Annotated in this window: 17 protein-coding genes; 15 read left to right on the top strand and 2 right to left on the bottom strand. The window is 62.4% G+C overall.

Features of this window, described 5'->3' with window-relative positions:
* Positions 1-27 precede the first annotated feature (27 nt).
* A complete protein-coding gene (locus ACIROY_RS23680) occupies positions 28-216 on the bottom strand; it encodes a hypothetical protein (RefSeq protein ID WP_402344652.1) in 189 nt (62 codons plus the stop codon).
* A gap of 96 nt (positions 217-312) precedes the next feature.
* On the opposite strand from ACIROY_RS23680, the gene ACIROY_RS23675 reads away from it, so the two are divergent.
* The 15 genes from ACIROY_RS23675 (at position 313) to ACIROY_RS23605 (ending at position 16,462) form a co-directional block, all read left to right on the top strand.
* On the top strand, positions 313-1,536 hold the full coding sequence (locus tag ACIROY_RS23675) for a Bcr/CflA family multidrug efflux MFS transporter (RefSeq protein ID WP_402278839.1): 1,224 nt from the start codon (positions 313-315) through the stop codon (positions 1,534-1,536).
* A gap of 319 nt (positions 1,537-1,855) precedes the next feature.
* Positions 1,856-2,542 (top strand): FadR/GntR family transcriptional regulator, encoded by a 687-nt coding sequence (locus tag ACIROY_RS23670; protein WP_402344649.1) that lies wholly within the window; start codon positions 1,856-1,858, stop codon positions 2,540-2,542.
* 85 nt (positions 2,543-2,627) lie between these two features.
* Positions 2,628-4,280: an ABC transporter substrate-binding protein gene (locus ACIROY_RS23665; protein WP_402278843.1), complete on the top strand. Its 1,653-nt coding sequence runs from the start codon at positions 2,628-2,630 to the stop codon at positions 4,278-4,280.
* Between the two features lie 98 nt (positions 4,281-4,378).
* Entirely contained in the window at positions 4,379-5,332 is a 954-nt protein-coding gene (locus ACIROY_RS23660) for an ABC transporter permease (protein ID WP_265215763.1), read from the top strand.
* The gene (locus tag ACIROY_RS23655; protein WP_402344646.1) at positions 5,329-6,243 is read left to right on the top strand and encodes an ABC transporter permease; all 915 of its coding nucleotides are present in this window, start codon (positions 5,329-5,331) and stop codon (positions 6,241-6,243) included. Before ACIROY_RS23660 ends, ACIROY_RS23655 begins: the two co-directional genes overlap by 4 nt.
* Positions 6,240-7,289: an ABC transporter ATP-binding protein gene (locus ACIROY_RS23650; protein WP_402344643.1), complete on the top strand. Its 1,050-nt coding sequence runs from the start codon at positions 6,240-6,242 to the stop codon at positions 7,287-7,289. Before ACIROY_RS23655 ends, ACIROY_RS23650 begins: the two co-directional genes overlap by 4 nt.
* Positions 7,282-8,286 carry an ABC transporter ATP-binding protein gene (locus tag ACIROY_RS23645; RefSeq protein WP_402344640.1) on the top strand — a complete coding sequence of 335 codons (1,005 nt, stop codon included), beginning with the start codon at positions 7,282-7,284 and terminating at the stop codon, positions 8,284-8,286. The genes ACIROY_RS23650 and ACIROY_RS23645 overlap by 8 nt, the downstream gene beginning before the upstream one ends.
* 61 nt (positions 8,287-8,347) lie before the next feature.
* A complete protein-coding gene (locus tag ACIROY_RS23640; RefSeq protein WP_402344637.1) occupies positions 8,348-9,559 on the top strand; it encodes an amidase in 1,212 nt (403 codons plus the stop codon).
* Entirely contained in the window at positions 9,546-10,070 is a 525-nt protein-coding gene (locus ACIROY_RS23635; RefSeq protein WP_402344634.1) for an ureidoglycolate lyase, read from the top strand. Before ACIROY_RS23640 ends, ACIROY_RS23635 begins: the two co-directional genes overlap by 14 nt.
* 136 nt (positions 10,071-10,206) lie before the next feature.
* On the top strand, positions 10,207-11,085 hold the full coding sequence (rarD, locus tag ACIROY_RS23630; RefSeq protein WP_402344631.1) for an EamA family transporter RarD: 879 nt from the start codon (positions 10,207-10,209) through the stop codon (positions 11,083-11,085).
* A gap of 59 nt (positions 11,086-11,144) precedes the next feature.
* Positions 11,145-12,812, top strand: coding sequence for an energy-dependent translational throttle protein EttA (ettA, locus tag ACIROY_RS23625; RefSeq protein ID WP_402278858.1), 1,668 nt, complete (start codon positions 11,145-11,147; stop codon positions 12,810-12,812).
* Between the two features lie 209 nt (positions 12,813-13,021).
* On the top strand, positions 13,022-14,179 hold the full coding sequence (locus ACIROY_RS23620) for a branched-chain amino acid ABC transporter substrate-binding protein (RefSeq protein WP_402344628.1): 1,158 nt from the start codon (positions 13,022-13,024) through the stop codon (positions 14,177-14,179).
* A gap of 121 nt (positions 14,180-14,300) precedes the next feature.
* Entirely contained in the window at positions 14,301-14,594 is a 294-nt protein-coding gene (locus tag ACIROY_RS23615) for a hypothetical protein (RefSeq protein WP_402278862.1), read from the top strand.
* A gap of 243 nt (positions 14,595-14,837) precedes the next feature.
* Positions 14,838-15,758: a bile acid:sodium symporter family protein gene (locus ACIROY_RS23610; protein WP_402278864.1), complete on the top strand. Its 921-nt coding sequence runs from the start codon at positions 14,838-14,840 to the stop codon at positions 15,756-15,758.
* 116 nt (positions 15,759-15,874) lie between these two features.
* Positions 15,875-16,462 carry a molybdopterin-dependent oxidoreductase gene (locus ACIROY_RS23605; protein WP_402344625.1) on the top strand — a complete coding sequence of 196 codons (588 nt, stop codon included), beginning with the start codon at positions 15,875-15,877 and terminating at the stop codon, positions 16,460-16,462.
* Positions 16,463-16,506: 44 nt separating this feature from the next.
* Here the strand turns inward: ACIROY_RS23605 and ACIROY_RS23600 are convergent, their stop codons facing one another.
* Entirely contained in the window at positions 16,507-17,085 is a 579-nt protein-coding gene (locus ACIROY_RS23600) for a DUF4337 domain-containing protein (protein WP_402278867.1), read from the bottom strand.
* Between the last annotated feature and the right edge of the window lie 203 nt (positions 17,086-17,288).

Here is a 17,288-nt window from a genome sequence, read left to right as displayed (position 1 = left end):
GGCATTTCGTCGAATTATTGTTTGCAATCAGTGTGCCATCTTTTTCTTGAATTGCTGAACGAATGTTGAGTGATCTTCAAAAAAAAAGATTGCGGGAGCGGTAACCGCCAGGCCCGGCTGCAACAGTCGGCAAGGCGCGCCGTATTTGTCTCCGCCACGTTGCCTTGCCGCAACCGCCGCCTGAAGGAAGTGTCGCCAACCGGTATAATGCGGCATGCGCGCTTCCCTGCGCGCCACGCTTCCCCCTCTCATGCTCTGATCGTTTCCTGCCGTGCCTTTTATCGGCCGGACACGGTTTTTTGTACTTTCCTCATGCAAACAGATTCTTCGCCTTTTCAGGGCAAACGCCTTCCCGGTTGGCTGATCCTCATGGCCGCGCTGACGGCGATGGGCGCCTTGTCGATCGACATGTACCTGCCCAGTTTTTCCTTCATCGCCAAAGACCTCGGCGTGGCCAGCAACACCATCCAGCTGACCCTGTCGACGTTCCTGATCGGCCTTGCGCTCGGGCAGATGTTCTACGGACCGATCAGCGATCGCTTCGGTCGCAAACCGCCCTTGTATTTCGGCATCTGCCTGTATGTCGTGTCTTCGATCGGCTGTACCTTCGCGCCCAATATTGAAACGCTGCTGGTGCTGCGTTTCTTCCAGGGCCTGGGCGGCAGCTCCGGCATGGTGATCCCGCGCGCGGTGGTGCGCGACAAGATGGGCGCCGACGGCGCCGCGCGCGCGTTCTCGATGCTGATGCTGGTGTTCGGCCTGGCGCCGATCCTGGCGCCGTTCATCGGCGGCCTGCTGCTGACGTTTTCAACCTGGCGCGCGATCTTCGCGACGCTGACCGTGTTCGGCGCGATCTGCCTGATCTGCACCCATCGCGTGATGGAAGAGACGCGCGACCAGGCGCACGTGGTGCCGCTGCATCTCGGGCGCGTGCTGCGCCAGTACCTCGACCTGCTGCGCCATCGCCAGTTCATGGCTTATGTATTATGCGGCGGCCTGATCCAGGCCGGACTGTTCGCCTATATTTCCGGCGGCCCGTTCGTACTGATCGAACTGCACGGCATCAAGCCGCAAAACTTTGGCTTCGTATTCGGCGCCAACGCCATCGGCCTGATCGCCTGTTCGCAGATCAATGCGCGCCTGGTCATCAAGCGCAGCGCCGATCGCGTGCTCGGCAAGATCATCTGGATCCCGGCCATCCTGACCACCATCGTCGCGGTGCTGGTGGCCTGTGGGTATGAAAGCCTGCCGCTGTTGCTGGTCGGCTTCTTCGGTTTCCTGTCCTGCCATGGTTTCGTCGGTCCCAACGCGTCGGCCATCGCACTCGCGCAGCAAGGCAAGCAAGCCGGCACGGCCGCAGCGCTGATGGGCACGCTGCAGTTCGGCATCGGCATGCTGTCGGGCGTGATCATGGGCGTATGGCACGACGGCACCGCCTTGCCGCTGACGACGCTGATGGCGGTGTGCGGTATCGCTGCGCTGCTGTTGTACCGCTACGTTGCGCGCCACACGACGCAGACGCCGACTCCCGCCTGAATCTCTTCTTCGCCGGTGACGATGCAAGTTGACTGATCGTCACTGGGCGCTGAAAACCGCGCCCGGACGTGCAGGGCGTTCTCTTCATTTTCCATTTTTCAGAGCGTGCACATTTTCGCTGCATGCGCCTGCATGAAATTCGTGCAGTGGTTTGTTCCGAAGCATATTTCCGGTTGCCCACGGCGTTTGGAAACCCACCCGCAATCTCCCCCGTAAGCTCCGCCGCCGCTGCGCAATCGCCGTTTTTGCGGACAGGTGGCATGTCAATTGCTATATCGCCTCTTGCGGTCTGACCAGTCAGACCAAAAAGGGGAAACCGATGAGCATGCCCAATATCGCCGCACAGACTTTGCAGCGCCAGATCCTGTCCGGAACGTACAAGACCGGCCAGATGCTGCCGGGTCAGCGCGACCTCGCCGAGTCGCTCGGCATCAGCCGCGCGTCGTTGCGCGAAGCGCTGTCGATGCTCGAAGCGCTCGGCTTCATCCGCGCCATGCCCGGCAAAGGCACGCTGGTGACCTCCGGGCGCAGCAGCACAGCCACCGCCCCTGCGCGCACCGGCGCGGCGCTGCCGTCGTCGGCCGAGTTGCAATCCACCTTCCAGCTGCGCTATGTGTTCGAACCGGCCGCCGCCGCATTGGCTGCGCGCGTCATCAATGCCCACACCACGCCGCGCTTGTGGGGCGTGCAGGCGCGCTTTGAAGAAGCGCTGAAAAACGTCGATCTGGTCACCGCCTCGCAAGCCGATCTCGAGTTCCACCAACTGCTCGCGGAGTTGTCCGGCAACGGCGGGCTGATGCAGGTAGTGCGCGATTTCGAGACGCGCATCAGCCACAGCCAGCGCCTGCCGTTTGCCGATCACGCGCGCATCTGGGAGAGCGCGGAAGAACATCGCGCCATCGCCGCCGCCATTTCAGCGGGCGATGCCGAGGGCGCTCGTGTCGCCATGCAACGTCATTTGCTGCACACCGCGGCGCGCGCCGGCATCGAGTTTCTCCAACCCTGATCAACCGATTTTCTGCACCGACCTCAAGCCCGTAAGCATCACCCATCACCCCTCGTCGTCCTCAACAACAAAAGGAAGCATCGACATGAAACTGACCAAACCAAGCGCAATCACCCTGGCCTGTACGCTGGCCTTTGGCTTGCTGACATCCGTCGGCGCGCACGCAGAAAAAGTGCTGCGCATCGCCATGACCGCGGGCGACATTCCGCGCACGCTGGGCCAGCCCGACCAGGGCTTCGAAGGCAATCGCTTCACCGGCATCCCGATGTACGACAGCCTGACGCAATGGGACCTTTCCAAAGCCGACAAGGCCAGCGAAGTGATTCCCGACCTGGCTGTGTCGTGGGCGGTCGACGGCAAGGACAAGACCAAATGGATCTTCAAGTTGCGTCCCGGCGTCAAGTTCCATGACGGTTCCGCCTTCAACGCCGACGCGGTGGTGTGGAACGTCGCCAAGGTGCTTGACAAGGATGCGCCCAACTTCGATCCGAGCCAGGTCGGTGTCACCGCGTCGCGCATGCCGACGCTGCGCACTGCCAAGAAGATCGACGACCTTACCGTCGAGCTGACGACTTCCGAGCCGGACTCCTTCCTGCCGATCAACCTGACCAACCTGTTCATGGCCTCGCCGCTGCAATGGGCCAAGAAGCTGGCCGCCGTGCCGGGCTCGGTGAGCGACAAGGCCGAGCGATCGAAGCAGGCCTGGGCGGCTTTCGCTGCGGACGCCTCCGGCACCGGCCCGTTCAAGATGACCAAGTTCGTGCCGCGCGAGCGTCTCGAGCTGGCCAAGAATCCCGAGTACTGGGATGCCAAGCGCCGTCCGCAAATCGACAAGGTCGTGATGCTGCCGCTGCCGGAAGCCAACTCGCGCACCGCCGCCTTGCTGTCCGGCCAGGTCGACTGGATCGAAGCGCCGGCGCCTGATGCGCTCGACACCATCAAGGCGCGCGGCTTCAAGATTTACTCCAACCCGCAGCCGCACGTGTGGCCGTGGCAGTTGTCCTTCGTGCCAGGTTCGCCGTGGCTCGACAAGCGCGTGCGCTACGCCGCCAACCTGTGCGTGAATCGTCCTGCAATGAAGCAGTTGCTGGGCGGCCTCATGGGCGAAGCCACCGGCACCGTCGAGCCGGGCCATCCATGGCGCGGCAACCCGAGCTTCCACATCAAGTACGACCCGGACGGCGCGCGCAAGCTGATGACCGAAGCCGGCTATTCGGCCGCCAAGCCGCTCAAGGTGAAGGTGCAGATTTCGGCGTCCGGTTCCGGCCAGATGCAGCCGCTGCCGATGAATGAATTCATGCAGCAGAACCTGAAGGCCTGCTTCATCGACGTGCAGTTCGACGTGATCGAGTGGAACACGCTGTACACCAACTGGCGCATCGGCGCCAAGGATCCGAGCGCGCACGGTTCGGACGCCGTCAACATCAGCTTCGCCGCGATGGATCCGTTCTTCGCGATGGTGCGCTTTGTCAGCAGCAAGGCGGCGCCGCCGGTATCGAACAACTGGGGCTTCTACAGCAACCCTGAAGTCGATGCCATCATCGCCAAGGCGCGCACCACCTTCGACGCCAAACAGCGCGACGCCTTGCTGGCCCAGTTGCACGCCAAGATCGTCGACGAAGCGCCGTTCGTCTGGGTGGCGCACGACACCGGTCCGCGCGCCATCTCGGCCAAGGTCAAGGGCGTAGTGCAGCCGCAAAGCTGGTTCATCGACATCGCCACGATGACGATGGACTGAGCAGGTTGAACTGATGCAATGAACATTGCGTCCGGTACTGCGAGGGCAGCGCCGGACGCAAGCAAGAGAAGCAGCGCAATACTTACCGAAGACCGCCCATGATTTCCTACCTGATCCGCCGCGTACTGTATGCCATGCCCATCATGCTGGGCGTCGCGTTCCTGTGCTTCATGCTGGTCCACATCGCGCCGGGCGATCCGCTGGTGGCGATCTTGCCGCCGGATGCGTCCGTCGATTTGCAGAAGCAGCTGATGGAGCTCTACGGCTTCAATCGCAGTTATCCCGAACAATTTTTCAGCTGGGTCTGGCGTGCCATGCACGGCGACCTCGGCAGCTCCATCGCCACCGGACGACCGGTCGCGCAGGAAGTCTTCAAGGCGGTCGGCAACACCTTCATGATCGCTGCACTGGCGACGCTGATCGGCTTCTTCTTCGGCTCGCTGTTCGGCTTCGTCGCCGGCTATTTCCGCAACTCCTGGGTCGACAAGATCGCCTCCTTCATTTCCGTGGTCGGCGTCAGCGTGCCGCACTACTGGCTCGGCATGGTGCTGGTCATCATCTTCTCGTCGCAATTGATGTGGCTGCCGGCCACCGGCGCCGGGCCGGACGGATCGGCGGCATGGATCTGGGACTTCGAGCACGTCAAATACCTGATCATGCCGGCCGTGACGATGTCCTTCATCCCGATGGGCATCATCGCGCGCACGGTGCGCGCGCTGGTGGCCGACATCCTGTCGCAGGAATTCGTGATCGGCCTGAAGGCGCGCGGCCTCGGCGAGTTCGGCGTGTTCCGCCACGTGGTCAAGAACTGCGCGCCGACCGCGATGGCGGTGATGGGATTGCAACTCGGCTACCTGCTGGGCGGCTCGATCCTGATTGAAACCGTGTTCTCCTGGCCCGGCACCGGCTTCCTGCTGAACCAGGCGATCTTCCAGCGCGACTTGCCGCTGCTGCAAGGCACGATCCTGGTGCTGGCCTTGTTTTTCGTGTCGCTGAACCTGCTGGTCGACATTTTGCAAACCGTGTTCGACCCACGCATAGAAAGGGCATGACCATGTCGACCTTGCAAGCAACTGCTGCAACTCCCGCAACTTCCGCCGTCAATCCGCCGGCATACAAGCGTTCGCGCGGCCACTGGGCCAACGTCGCTGCGCGCATCGTGCGCAATCCGCTGGCGATGACTGCCGCCGTCATCCTGCTGGCGCTGATCAGCATCGCCGTGTTCGCGCCTTGGATCATGCCGGCCGATCCCTTCGCCACGTCGATGTTCACGCGCCTGAAACCCATCGGCACGCCCGGCCATGTATTCGGCACCGACGAACTGGGCCGCGATCTGCTGTCGCGCCTGATGCTGGGCGGACGCCTGTCGCTGTTCATGGGCATCACGCCGGTGCTGATGGCGTTCGTCATCGGCAGCGGCATCGGCATCCTCGCCGGCTATGCCGGCGGCTTCATCAACACCGCCATCATGCGCACCATCGACGTGCTGTATGCGTTCCCGTCGGTGCTGCTGGCGATTGCGCTGTCCGGTGCACTCGGCGCCGGCATCGTCAATGCGCTGACCTCGCTGACGATCGTCTTCATTCCGCAGATCGCGCGCATTGCCGAAAGCGTCACCACGCAAGTGCGCCGCAGTGACTACGTCGATGCGGCGCGGGCGTCGGGGGCAAGTGCCTTCACCATCGTGCGCGCCCACGTATTGGGCAATGTGCTCGGGCCGATTTTCGTGTACTCGACCAGTCTGATTTCGGTGTCGATGATCCTGGCCTCGGGCTTGTCCTTCCTTGGTCTCGGCGTCAAGCCGCCGGAGCCGGAGTGGGGCCTGATGCTCAACACGCTGCGCACGGCGATCTATACCCAGCCTTGGGTGGCGGCGTTGCCGGGCGCATTCATTTTCATCACATCGATTTCGTTCAACATGTTGTCCGACGGTTTGCGTTCGGCGATGGAGGTCAAGCAATGACAGACGAACGCGACATCGGCGGACCGCGCCAGCCTCTGCTGCAGGTGCGCGATCTGCTCAAGCATTTTCCGCTCAAGGGCAAGGGCTTGCCGTTTGCTTCACCACGCAGTGCGGTGCGCGCGGTGGATGGCGTCAACTTCGACATCCTCAAGGGCGAGACGCTGGGCGTGGTCGGTGAATCCGGTTGCGGCAAGTCGACCACCGCGCGCGTGCTGATGCAGCTGATCAATCAGGACAGCGGCGAGCTGGTGTTCGATGGTGAAACGGTCGGTTCGCGCGCCCTGCCGCTGCGGCAATTCCGCCGGCAGACGCAGATGGTGTTCCAGGACAGTTACTCCTCGCTCAACCCGCGTATGACGATTGAGGATTCCATCGCTTTTGCTCCCACTGTGCACGGCTTGCCGCCGCGCGAGGCGATCACCCGTGCGCGTGACTTGCTGGCGCGTGTGGGTTTGCAGCCCGAACGTTTCGCCGGCCGCTATCCGCACGAGCTGTCCGGCGGCCAGCGCCAGCGCGTCAATATCGCGCGCGCCCTGGCGTTGGAGCCGCGCCTGGTGATACTCGACGAAGCAGTCTCGGCGCTCGACAAGTCGGTCGAGGCGCAGGTGCTCAATCTGTTGCTCGACCTCAAGCAGGAGTTCGGCCTGACGTATCTGTTCATCAGCCACGACCTCAATGTGGTGCGCTTCATCTCCGACCGTGTGCTGGTAATGTATCTCGGCCAGGTGGTGGAGATCGGTTCGTCCGACCAGGTGTTCGATCAGCCCAAGCATCCCTACACGCGCGCCCTGTTGAAATCGATGCCAAGCATGGATCCCTTGCAACGTACGATGGAAGCGCCGCTGGCCGGCGATCCGCCCAATCCGATCAACCCGCCGAGCGGTTGCCGTTTCCATACGCGCTGCGCCTATGCCCAGCCGGTGTGCAGCCAGCGCGCGCCGGTATTCGCCAGTGATGACACGGGTCACGGCGTCGCTTGCCTGCGTTACGAACCCGATACCGCATCTCTGTTTGACCATGCTTCCAGCGAGGCCAGCCATGCATGACATGATTACCTTGCGCGATCTGCAGGTGCAGTTCTTCGCGCCGAAGAAACTGATACGCGCCGTCAACGGCGTCAATCTCACCGTCGGCCAGGGCGAAGTGGTGGCCCTGATCGGCGAGTCCGGCTCAGGCAAGAGCGTCACCTTGCGCTCCATCATGCGTCTCCATTCTGAACGTTCGACGCGCATCAGCGGCGGCCTTGAAGTCGACGGCAAGGACGTGCTGAAGATGTCGCAGCGCGAGCTGGCGGCGCTGCGCGGCGACACGGTCGCGATGATTTTCCAGGAACCGCTGCTGGCACTCGATCCGGTCTACACCGTCGGCGCGCAGATCATCGAAGCGATCCGCCGCCACAAGAAAGTGTCGAAAGCCGAGGCGCACAAGCAGGCGCTGAGCCTGTTCGAGAAAGTCCGCATCCCGAGCCCCGAGCGCCGCCTCGATGCGTATCCACACGAGATGTCCGGCGGCATGCGCCAGCGTGCAATGATTGCGCTGGCCTTGTCGTGCTCGCCCAAAGTCCTGCTGGCCGATGAGCCGACCACGGCGCTCGACGCCACCGTGCAGATCCAGATCCTGCTGTTGCTGCGCGACCTGCAAAAGGAACTCGGCCTGTCCATCGTCTTCGTCACGCACGACATCGGCGCGGCGGCGGAAGTGGCCGATCGCATCGCCGTCATGTATGCCGGCAAGATCATCGAGCAAGGCCCCGCGGCCGAGTTGCTGACGCGCCCGCGCCATCCCTATACCTTGTCGCTGCTCAAGAGCCGCAGCCACGGCGCCATGCAAAAAGGCCAGCGCCTGGAAACCATCGGCGGCGCGCCGCCGGACCTGTGCAACCTGCCGGCCGGCTGCGCATTTGCCGAACGCTGCAAATACGCCGTCGCCGAATGCAGCAGTGTGCAACCGCGTGACGAGGTGTTGTCGCCGGGGCATGTTGTCAGTTGCCTGCGCGTGCATCAGATTCCTCTGATCAATCCGATCGCCGCAGCGGCGCTTTGAACCATCCCTCGCCATGAACGATCAGATCGATACTTCCTCTTCCCGTCCGAAAGAACCATCCATGCCAGTCGACGCGCCAGCAAGCTCTGCAGCACATTGTTTCGTTCCCTATCCTGCGCCGACGTTGACGGCGATTTCGTCGGGCCCGCTGTCGGGCCTGCGATTTGCGGTGAAAGACATCTTCGACGTCGCCGGCTATCCGACCGGCTGCGGCAATCCGCACATGCTGGCGCTGTCGGGCGTCAAGACCGCGTCGGCGCCGTCGGTGGTGGCGCTGGCGCAGGCCGGCGCCACCTTCGTGGGCAAGACCTACACCGACGAGCTGGCGTTTTCGATGAACGGCAAGAACGCCCACTTCGGCACGCCGCGCAACGGCGGCGCGCCCGACCGGATTCCAGGCGGTTCCAGTTCGGGGTCGGCCTCTGCGGTGTCCAACGGGCTGGCGGATGTTGCACTCGGTACCGATACCGGCGGTTCCGTACGTGCTCCCGCCAGCCACTGCGGGCTGATCGGCCTGCGTCCGACGCATGCGCGCGTGAGCCTCAAGGGCTGCATGGACCTGGCGCCGTCGTTCGACACCTGCGGCTGGTTCGCGCGCGATATCGACAGCTTCGCGCGCGTCGGCGAAGTGCTGCTGCGCGACGACACCTGCCTGTTGCCCGACGGCGCACCGGCGATGCCGCAGGTGCTGGTGGCGGCCGACGTGCTGGCCTTGCTGGAGCCGCGCGTGCAGGACGTGTTCATGCAGACGCTGGAGCGCCTGTCCGGTCTGATCGGCACGCCGCTGCCGGTCAAGACCGCGACGCCGTCGTTCGACGCCCTGTACTGGGCGTTCCGTCACATCCAGGGATACGAGGCATGGCAGAACCACGGCGACGCCATCACCCGCCATGGCCTGCAACTCGGCCCCGGCGTGGCCGAGCGTTTTTCCTGGTCGAGCTGGATCACGCCGCAGCAGATGGAAGAGCACAGCAACGTGCGTCAGCGTTTCACGGAAGACTTCCTGCGCCTGCTCGGAAACGACCGCGTAATCGTCTTGCCGAGCATGCCTGACATCGCGCCGTTGCTGAGTGATTCCGAAGAGGTATTGGAGGACTATCGCAACCAGGCGGTGCGCATGCTGTGTCTGGCGGGCCTGTCCGGTTGCCCGCAGATTTCGCTGCCGCTGATGACACTGGACGGCGCGCCGTTCGGCTTCTCCATCATCGGCCCGCAAGGCAGCGACCAGGCGCTGATCCGCCTGTCGAGAAAGTTCATCGATGAACTCGCCTGAATCGTCATCGTCGCACCGGTTCATCACGGCACAGGCGCTGACGCCGGCGGCGTTCGCGCCCTTCGGCGACGTCATCGTGCCTGCGCGGAACGGCAACAGCTCGCCGATCAACGAAGGCACTGCCCAACGCTTCGACGACCTGACGCAGCTGGATGTGAACGAGCAGGGCGGCGAAGCCTGCGTGGCGATCTTTCGCACGCAGGACGGCACGCATGTGGCGCCCTATGCGCTGACCATGTTCGAGCGGCACCTGCTGGGCAGCCAGAGCTTTGTGCCGATGGCGCAGGGGCGGGTGCTGGCGGTGGTGACGCAGGGCGACGACACGCCCGATGAAGACGCCATCCAGGCTTTCATCGTCGAACCGGGCCAGGGCGTCACATTGCGGCGCGGCGTCTGGCACCATCCGATGATCACCATCGGTGGCGCCGACGTGTTCGTGATCGAACGCCGCGCGGCGCAAGTCGATTGCGAGATTGCGCGGATCAAGGGCCGCTTCGTCGTCACGCTGTAATCCTCACGCATCTGAACTTCGGCGTTGCCGGTCGGAAAAGAAGAATCCTGCAATAATGGCGTCCTGCCGCGAAACTTTACCGAGTTTTCGCGGCGCTTCCATTTTTGCGATTCCACTTTCCTTCCTTTAGGTCGCCATGTTTTACGCGATAAGCTGTTTCCTCCTGTGGGGATTGTTCCCGCTGTACTTCAAGCTGCTGCAGGACGTCTCGTCGTTCGACATCGTGGTGCAGCGCATCTTCTGGTCCTTGCTTTTCTTGGTCGCCGTGCTGACGTGGAAGCGCCAGTGGGCCTGGCTCGGCGAAGTGGCGCGCAAGCCGCGCGTGCTGCTTGGTTTCCTGATCAGCGCGCTGCTGTTGTCGGGCAACTGGGTGCTGTACGTGTGGGCGGTCAACAGTGGCCGCATCGTCGACGCCAGCCTCGGTTACTTCATGAGTCCGCTGATCAGCGTGCTGCTGGGCTATGTGATCCTCAAGGAAAAATTGCGTCCCTTGCAATGGTTGTCGGTCTTCATGGCGCTCGGCGCGGTGTTGTGGCTGACCTGGATCAATGGCGCGCTGCCGTGGATCGGGCTGGTCATCGCCGCCACCTTCGGCATCTACGGTCTGCTGCGCAAGATCGCCCATCTCGGTGCGCTGGAAGGCCTGGCGCTGGAGACCATCCTGTTGGCGCCGCTGGTGCTGACGATCCTGGCGGTCACTGCGGTGCACGGCAACAACGGCTTCCTGCAGGCCTCGCCGACCTCGCAGATCCTGCTGGCGCTGTCGGGGCCGGTGACGGCGATTCCGCTGCTGCTGTTCGCCCGTGCAGCGCGCCGGATTCCCTTGTCCTTGTTGGGATTGCTGCAGTATATTTCGCCCACGATGCAGTTGCTGACCGGGGTTTTCATCTATGACGAACCGTTCGACGGGCCGCGCCTGACAGGTTTCGTGGTGATTTGGGCCGCGCTGGCTGTATACTCCGTGGAAGGATTGTGGTGCCTGTGGTCCGCCAAGGGCCGCGCGCTCAGCGCCTGATCACGGAATCCGGCAAGTAGTCTTACCCTCATTTTTATCCTCATTATTGGCATCCAAACATGGCTCAATACGTATTCACTATGAACCGCGTCGGCAAGATCGTGCCGCCGAAGCGTCAGATCCTGAAAGACATTTCGCTGTCCTTCTTCCCCGGCGCCAAGATCGGCGTGCTCGGCCTGAACGGTTCCGGCAAATCGACGCTGCTCAAGATCATGGCCGGCATCGACAAGGAAATCGAAGGCGAAGCGACGCCGGCGCCCAACCTGAACATCGGCTACCTGCCGCAGGAGCCGCAGCTCGATCCGGAAAAGAACGTGCGCCAGGAAGTCGAGAGCGCGCTCGGTGAAGTGTTCGAAGCGCAAGCCAAGCTCGACGCCGTCTACGCCGCCTACGCGGAAGAAGACGCCGACTTCGACGCGCTCGCTACCGAGCAGGCGCGCCTGGAAGCGATCATCTCCGCCTCCGACGGCAACAGCCTGAACCAGCAGCTGGAAATGGCAGCCGACGCGCTGCGCCTGCCGCCATGGGACGCCAAGATCGCCGTGCTGTCCGGTGGTGAAAAGCGCCGCGTGGCATTGTGCAAGCTGCTGCTGTCCAAGCCCGACATGCTGCTGCTCGACGAACCGACCAACCATCTGGACGCCGAATCGGTGGACTGGCTGGAGCAGTTCCTGCTGCGCTTCCCCGGCACCGTCGTGGCGATCACCCATGATCGCTACTTCCTCGACAACGCCGCCGAATGGATCCTGGAGCTGGATCGCGGCCACGGCATTCCATGGAAGGGCAATTACTCGTCCTGGCTGGAGCAGAAGGAAGCGCGCCTGAAGCAGGAAGAGGCCACTGAATCTGCGCGCCAGAAAACCATCGCCAAGGAACTCGAATGGGTGCGCCAGAACCCCAAGGGTCGCCAGGCCAAGAGCAAGGCGCGTCTGTCGCGCTTCAATGAACTCTCCGAACACGAATACCAGAAACGCAACGAGACCTCGGAAATCTTCATCCCCGTGGCCGAGCGCCTGGGCAATGAAGTCATCGAGTTCAAGGGCGTCAGCAAGGGCTATGGCGATCGCCTGCTGATCGACAACCTGAACTTCAAGATTCCTGCGGGCGCCATCGTCGGCATCATCGGCCCCAACGGCGCCGGTAAATCGACACTGTTCCGCATGCTGGCGGGCCGCGAACAGCCGGATAGCGGCGAACTGGTGCTCGGACCTACCGTGCGCATCTCGCTGGTCGACCAGTCGCGCGAAGACCTGGAAAACAAGAAGACCGTGTTCGAAGACGTCGCCGGCGGCGCCGACATCCTCACGGTCGGTCGTTTCGAAATGCCGTCGCGTGCGTATCTGGGCCGCTTCAACTTCAAGGGCGGCGACCAGCAAAAGATCGTCGGCAATCTGTCCGGCGGCGAACGCGGCCGTCTGCATCTCGCCAAGACGCTGCTGCAAGGCGGCAACGTCCTGCTGCTCGATGAACCGTCCAATGACCTTGACGTGGAAACCTTGCGCGCGCTGGAAGACGCCTTGCTGGAATTCGCCGGCACCGTGCTGGTGATCAGCCATGATCGCTGGTTCCTCGATCGTATCGCCACGCACATCATCTCGTTTGAAGGCGACTCGCAGGTCAGCTTCTTCGACGGCAACTATCAGGAATATGAAGCCGACAAGAAGAAGCGCCTGGGCGAAGAAGGCGCCAAGCCCAAGCGTATCCGCTACAAGCCGGTGACGCGCTAAGCGACGACGCAACGATCGCGACGCGTTCACCGTACCGCGTATTGATTTCCCTGTGACAATGCCCCGCCATGCGGGGCATTGTCGTTTTGGCCGTGACGATGGCGTCGCGATGCAATGATGCTGCCTTTTCGTATTTTTTTGATCGTGTCCTAACGCGGCGTAAGGTATAAGAACAGCGTTTGCTAAGACAAAGTTCCTACGGAGGTGACATGCATTTCCTCAAATATCGACGCATGCTGATGCTTGGCGTGTTGTCGCTGGCGTTGCACTCCACCGGGGCGGTTGCCGGCGATGAAATCCAGACCGTGACGATAGGCTTTGTGGGCGCGCTGAGCGGCGTGTCGGAAAGTTTCGGCAAGAGCCTCGCCAATGCCGCCGAGCTGGCGATCGTCGAAGCCAATCGCATTCCTTTCAAGTTGGACGGCAAGCGCATACAGTTTCGCCTGTTGCGCATGGACGACCGCAACGATGCCGAGCGCACGCAACGTGTCGCGCACGCGCTGGTGCAGGCCGGCGTGGTCGGCGTGATCGGCGGCACCAACAGCAACACCAGCATCGCGGCCTCGAAGATCCTGGCCGATGCCGACATCCCGCAGATCTCGCCTACCTCCAGCTTGCGCAGATATACCGAGCAAGGGTTCCGCACTACCTTCCGCATGGTCGGCATCGACGACGAGGCCTGCATCTATCTGGGCGAATATGTCGTCAAGGAACTGCATGCCCAGCGCATCGCGGTGGTCGACAACGGCACCGCCTTCGGCGTCAGCGTCAGCACGCGATTCGCCGAAGTGGCGCGCGAACATGGCGCGGTGGTCGTCAGCCGCGATTCGGTCAGCGACGTACTGATCGATTTCGGCGAGATCCTGCGGCGGGTCAAACAGCAGGACGTCGACGCCGTGTTCTTCGGCGGTTATTCGGCCCAGACCAGCATGCTGGCGCAAAGCATGCTGCGCCTCGACGTCAAGGCGCGACTGGTGACCTCGATGAACGGCATCGTCGGCTCGTCGTTCCTGATCTCCACCGGTGTCGCGGCCAATGGTGCAGTCGCACAGGAAGCCGGCATTCCGTTCAACAAGATGCCGGGCTGGAAGAAGTTCGAAGCCGACTTCAACCAGCGCTTCGATTTCCAGGTCTATAGCATGACGCCGTACGCCTACGATGCCGCCCATGTACTGATGGCCGCGGTGCGCCAGGCCAATTCGCTCAACCCGCGCAAGATCGCCAGCGCCTTGCACGAGATCAGCTTCAAGGGATTGACCGGCACCATCGCGTTTGACGCCGGCGGCAACCCGCGTTCGCCGTCCTACACCATCTACGAAGCGCAGAACCAGAAATGGATGGCGCAGAGGACGAACACGACACGCTGAGACGAGGCTGCCGCGTATTTTGTAAAGCAAGTGCAGGGGAAGGTAAATTCGGCCTTTACACCTGCGCACGGCATGGATTTCCGGGATAGTCTGGCGCACCTTCATCGCCACGGAGCGCAACTTGTCATTCCCTCTGCCGAATCGCTCCAGCCTCTTGCTGCCTGCCGCCATCCTGTGTGTGCTCCTGAGCGGCTGCGCCGGCGGCGTCGTCACGCAACTTGACCGCGACACCTACATGGTCACCGCGCAATCGCGCCTGGGCAACGCCGAGGGCGCGGCCGCCGGCGTGCGCCAGGCCGACGCCTATTGCAAGGAACGCGGCAGGCGCATGCAGATGACCGGCGCCGAAACTTCCGACGGTGTCATCGGCATATGGCCGTCGAAGAGCGTGGTGATGTTCAAATGCGTCGCATGACATGTGTGCAACGGCGTCAGCAATACGTCAGTGTCTGCCCTGCAAAGCGCCAGCCGGCAAGGATTTGCGCGCGCGGGTAAAATGTCGCCTTCGTGTTTCCACAAGACGCACGGCCGAGGCCGGCGCGATCGCATGACAGGTTTTTATTCCTCGCATCCGCCGCTTCCTTGTACACCACTCGCGCGCCATCCGCGGAGCTACTTCCAATAACAAACTCTCTACTCCGCTGAATCGATCTCAATTATGCTTGCCAGTCTTACCCGCCTGTTTCCTCTCTGGGCGCTGCTGCTGTCCGCCGCCGCCTATTTTTCTCCCGCCACGTTCACGCCTATCGGACCTCACGTCACCTTGTTGCTGACGCTGATCATGCTGACCATGGGCGTCACCCTGACGCTGGACGATTTCAAACGCATCGTCAAACGCCCGGCGCCGGTGGCCGCCGGCATCATCCTGCATTACCTGGTCATGCCGCTGGCGGCCTGGGTCATCGCCAAGCTGTTGCGCATGCCGCCTGACCTGACCGCCGGCATGGTGCTGGTCGGCAGCGTCGCCAGCGGCACGGCCTCGAATGTGATGATTTATCTGTCGCGCGGCGATGTCGCGCTGTCGGTGACGATCTCCACGCTGTCGGCGCTGGTGAGCGTATTCGCCACGCCGCTGCTGACTGAACTGTATGTCGACGCCTCGATCCACTTCGACGCGCACGCGATGCTGATGAGCATCGTGCAGATCGTGGTGGTGCCGATCGTGGTCGGCCTGGTGCTGAATCTGTTCGCAAGCAAGCTGATCCGCCGCATCGAACCTTACCTGTCGCTGGTGTCGATGGTGGCGATTCTGCTGATCATTGCAGCGGTGGTCGGCGGCAGCCAGGCAAGTATTGCTTCAGTCGGCCTGGTGGTGCTGGTGGGCGTCATCCTGCACAACGCCATCGGCCTGCTGGGCGGTTACTGGGGTGGTCGTCTGCTCGGCTTCGACGAAGCCATCTGCCGCACGCTGGCCATCGAAGTCGGCATGCAGAACTCCGGTCTTGCGGCTGCGCTGGGCAAGCTGTACTTCACGCCGCTGGCGGCATTGCCGGGCGCGTTGTTCTCGGTTTGGCACAACCTGTCGGGTTCGATGCTGGCCGGCTACTGGCGCGGTCGTCCGCCGAAGGACCAGGCCTGAGACGGTCTCTGATATAAGTGAAAAAAGCGGACTCCGGTCCGTTTTTTTTATATCCCCCGCCGGCGTTTATCGTGCATCATGCTGCGCATCGTCAAAGGAAAAAAGGAGAGCCAGCAATGAAGAAAAGACAGTTCCTCGTCACCGGCTTGTTCGGCATGAGCAGCGTTGCCATGGCGGCAAGCAAAAAGCGCGATGCAGCTTGCAGCAATGACATCGGTCCGGTGTTGCTGACGGTGACCGGCGCCATCGGCGCGGGCAATCGCGGCGCGCTCGATCCGGCGCTGGACCAGATGATGGCCAAGCAGAAGCTGCAATTCAACCGTGCGCACACCTTTGACTTCGCGGCATTGAACGCCTTGCCGCAAACCACCATCAAGCCCACGCTGGAATACGACAACAAGCAGCATGTGCTGAGCGGTCCCTTGTTGAGCGAGGTGTTGAAATCCGCCGGCGCCGGTGCGGCAAGCGATGTGCTGCTGCGCGCCGTCGACGGCTACGCCGTGCAGGTGGCGACCGCCGACATCCGCAAATATCGCTTCATCGTCGCCACGCATCTGGACGGCAAGGCGATCCCGTTGGGCGGCCTCGGCCCCTTGTGGGCGGTGTATGACGCCGACAGTTTTTCGGAGATCATGGACAGGCCGATCGGCGCGCGCTTCGCGCTGTGCCCGTGGGGCATGTATCACATCGAAGCAAAGACCTGAGCCCTGCTCTCGCCGCGCAGCGAGAGCAGAGCCGTTTCAGTGGCTCAGATATGCATCGCCGCCAGCGAGCCCAGAATCACGCTGGCGCCTGCTGCGGTGTACGAAATCTTCTTGAGCCAGTCCTTGCGCGTGAGCAGGGTGATCGCCGCCAGCGAGATGGCGATCTGGATCGCTGTCATGGCCTGCGCCCAGCGGTGATGCTGGTGAAGTTTGACTTCCGACAGCTCGTCCCATTCCTTCGATTCCGCTTCCAGCTTTTCGGCGATCTTGCGGATGTCTTCCTTCTCCGACTTGTAGCGCTCCGCGGCGGCGTTGTATTTCGCTGAATCCACGCCGGGAATCGTTGCGGCCAGTTCGGCCAGGTTCTGGCGGCTGGACTTGGCCTGGTAGTAATTCCACTGGTTGGCGGCCTCTGTCTTCTTGATGGCGGCGTTGTTCTTGTTCATCGCGGCCGCGCTCTCGGTGGAGCCGGCCTGGTAGCTGAACAACGCGCCCACGGTCGCCATGATGGCGGTCATGACGGCGATCTTGCCGGCGAAGTTGTCGCCGCTGCCGTGATTATGTTCGGCGACGTGTTCCAGGTGATGTTCGTGCGGGCTTGGGACTTCGTATTCTGTGGCCATGCAGGTGCTTCCTTCGGTATCGTTATCGATTGTTATCGAATTGTTATGTCGAGCCCGGCATCGCATTTTTTGAATGCGCAGTTGCTCCCAGGCACGTCGCGCAACCCTCCTTGCGCATGCCCTTAATGCGCCAGCAGGCTTCCCAGTTGACGCGCGTCGCGCCCGGGTTTGTTACCATTGCTGTTTTATTGCAGAACCAGCGC

Origin of the sequence: Herbaspirillum sp. NPDC101396 (assembly GCF_044767365.1) — a bacterium.
Taxonomy (GTDB): Bacteria; Pseudomonadota; Gammaproteobacteria; order Burkholderiales; family Burkholderiaceae_D; genus Herbaspirillum.
This window is presented reverse-complemented; position numbering and strand designations above follow the sequence as displayed.

Bases quoted from the DNA above. Each gene is read 5' to 3' on its own strand.
- ACIROY_RS23680 (WP_402344652.1), bottom strand. From the start codon at position 216: ATGCCGCATTATACCGGTTGGCGACACTTCCTTCAGGCGGCGGTTGCG.
- ACIROY_RS23675 (WP_402278839.1), top strand. From the start codon at position 313: ATGCAAACAGATTCTTCGCCTTTTCAGGGCAAACGCCTTCCCGGTTGG.
- ACIROY_RS23670 (WP_402344649.1), top strand. From the start codon at position 1,856: ATGAGCATGCCCAATATCGCCGCACAGACTTTGCAGCGCCAGATCCTG.
- ACIROY_RS23665 (WP_402278843.1), top strand. From the start codon at position 2,628: ATGAAACTGACCAAACCAAGCGCAATCACCCTGGCCTGTACGCTGGCC.
- ACIROY_RS23660 (WP_265215763.1), top strand. From the start codon at position 4,379: ATGATTTCCTACCTGATCCGCCGCGTACTGTATGCCATGCCCATCATG.
- ACIROY_RS23655 (WP_402344646.1), top strand. From the start codon at position 5,329: ATGACCATGTCGACCTTGCAAGCAACTGCTGCAACTCCCGCAACTTCC.
- ACIROY_RS23650 (WP_402344643.1), top strand. From the start codon at position 6,240: ATGACAGACGAACGCGACATCGGCGGACCGCGCCAGCCTCTGCTGCAG.
- ACIROY_RS23645 (WP_402344640.1), top strand. From the start codon at position 7,282: ATGCATGACATGATTACCTTGCGCGATCTGCAGGTGCAGTTCTTCGCG.
- ACIROY_RS23640 (WP_402344637.1), top strand. From the start codon at position 8,348: ATGCCAGTCGACGCGCCAGCAAGCTCTGCAGCACATTGTTTCGTTCCC.
- ACIROY_RS23635 (WP_402344634.1), top strand. From the start codon at position 9,546: ATGAACTCGCCTGAATCGTCATCGTCGCACCGGTTCATCACGGCACAG.
- rarD (WP_402344631.1), top strand. From the start codon at position 10,207: ATGTTTTACGCGATAAGCTGTTTCCTCCTGTGGGGATTGTTCCCGCTG.
- ettA (WP_402278858.1), top strand. From the start codon at position 11,145: ATGGCTCAATACGTATTCACTATGAACCGCGTCGGCAAGATCGTGCCG.
- ACIROY_RS23620 (WP_402344628.1), top strand. From the start codon at position 13,022: ATGCATTTCCTCAAATATCGACGCATGCTGATGCTTGGCGTGTTGTCG.
- ACIROY_RS23610 (WP_402278864.1), top strand. From the start codon at position 14,838: ATGCTTGCCAGTCTTACCCGCCTGTTTCCTCTCTGGGCGCTGCTGCTG.
- ACIROY_RS23605 (WP_402344625.1), top strand. From the start codon at position 15,875: ATGAAGAAAAGACAGTTCCTCGTCACCGGCTTGTTCGGCATGAGCAGC.
- ACIROY_RS23600 (WP_402278867.1), bottom strand. From the start codon at position 17,085: ATGGCCACAGAATACGAAGTCCCAAGCCCGCACGAACATCACCTGGAA.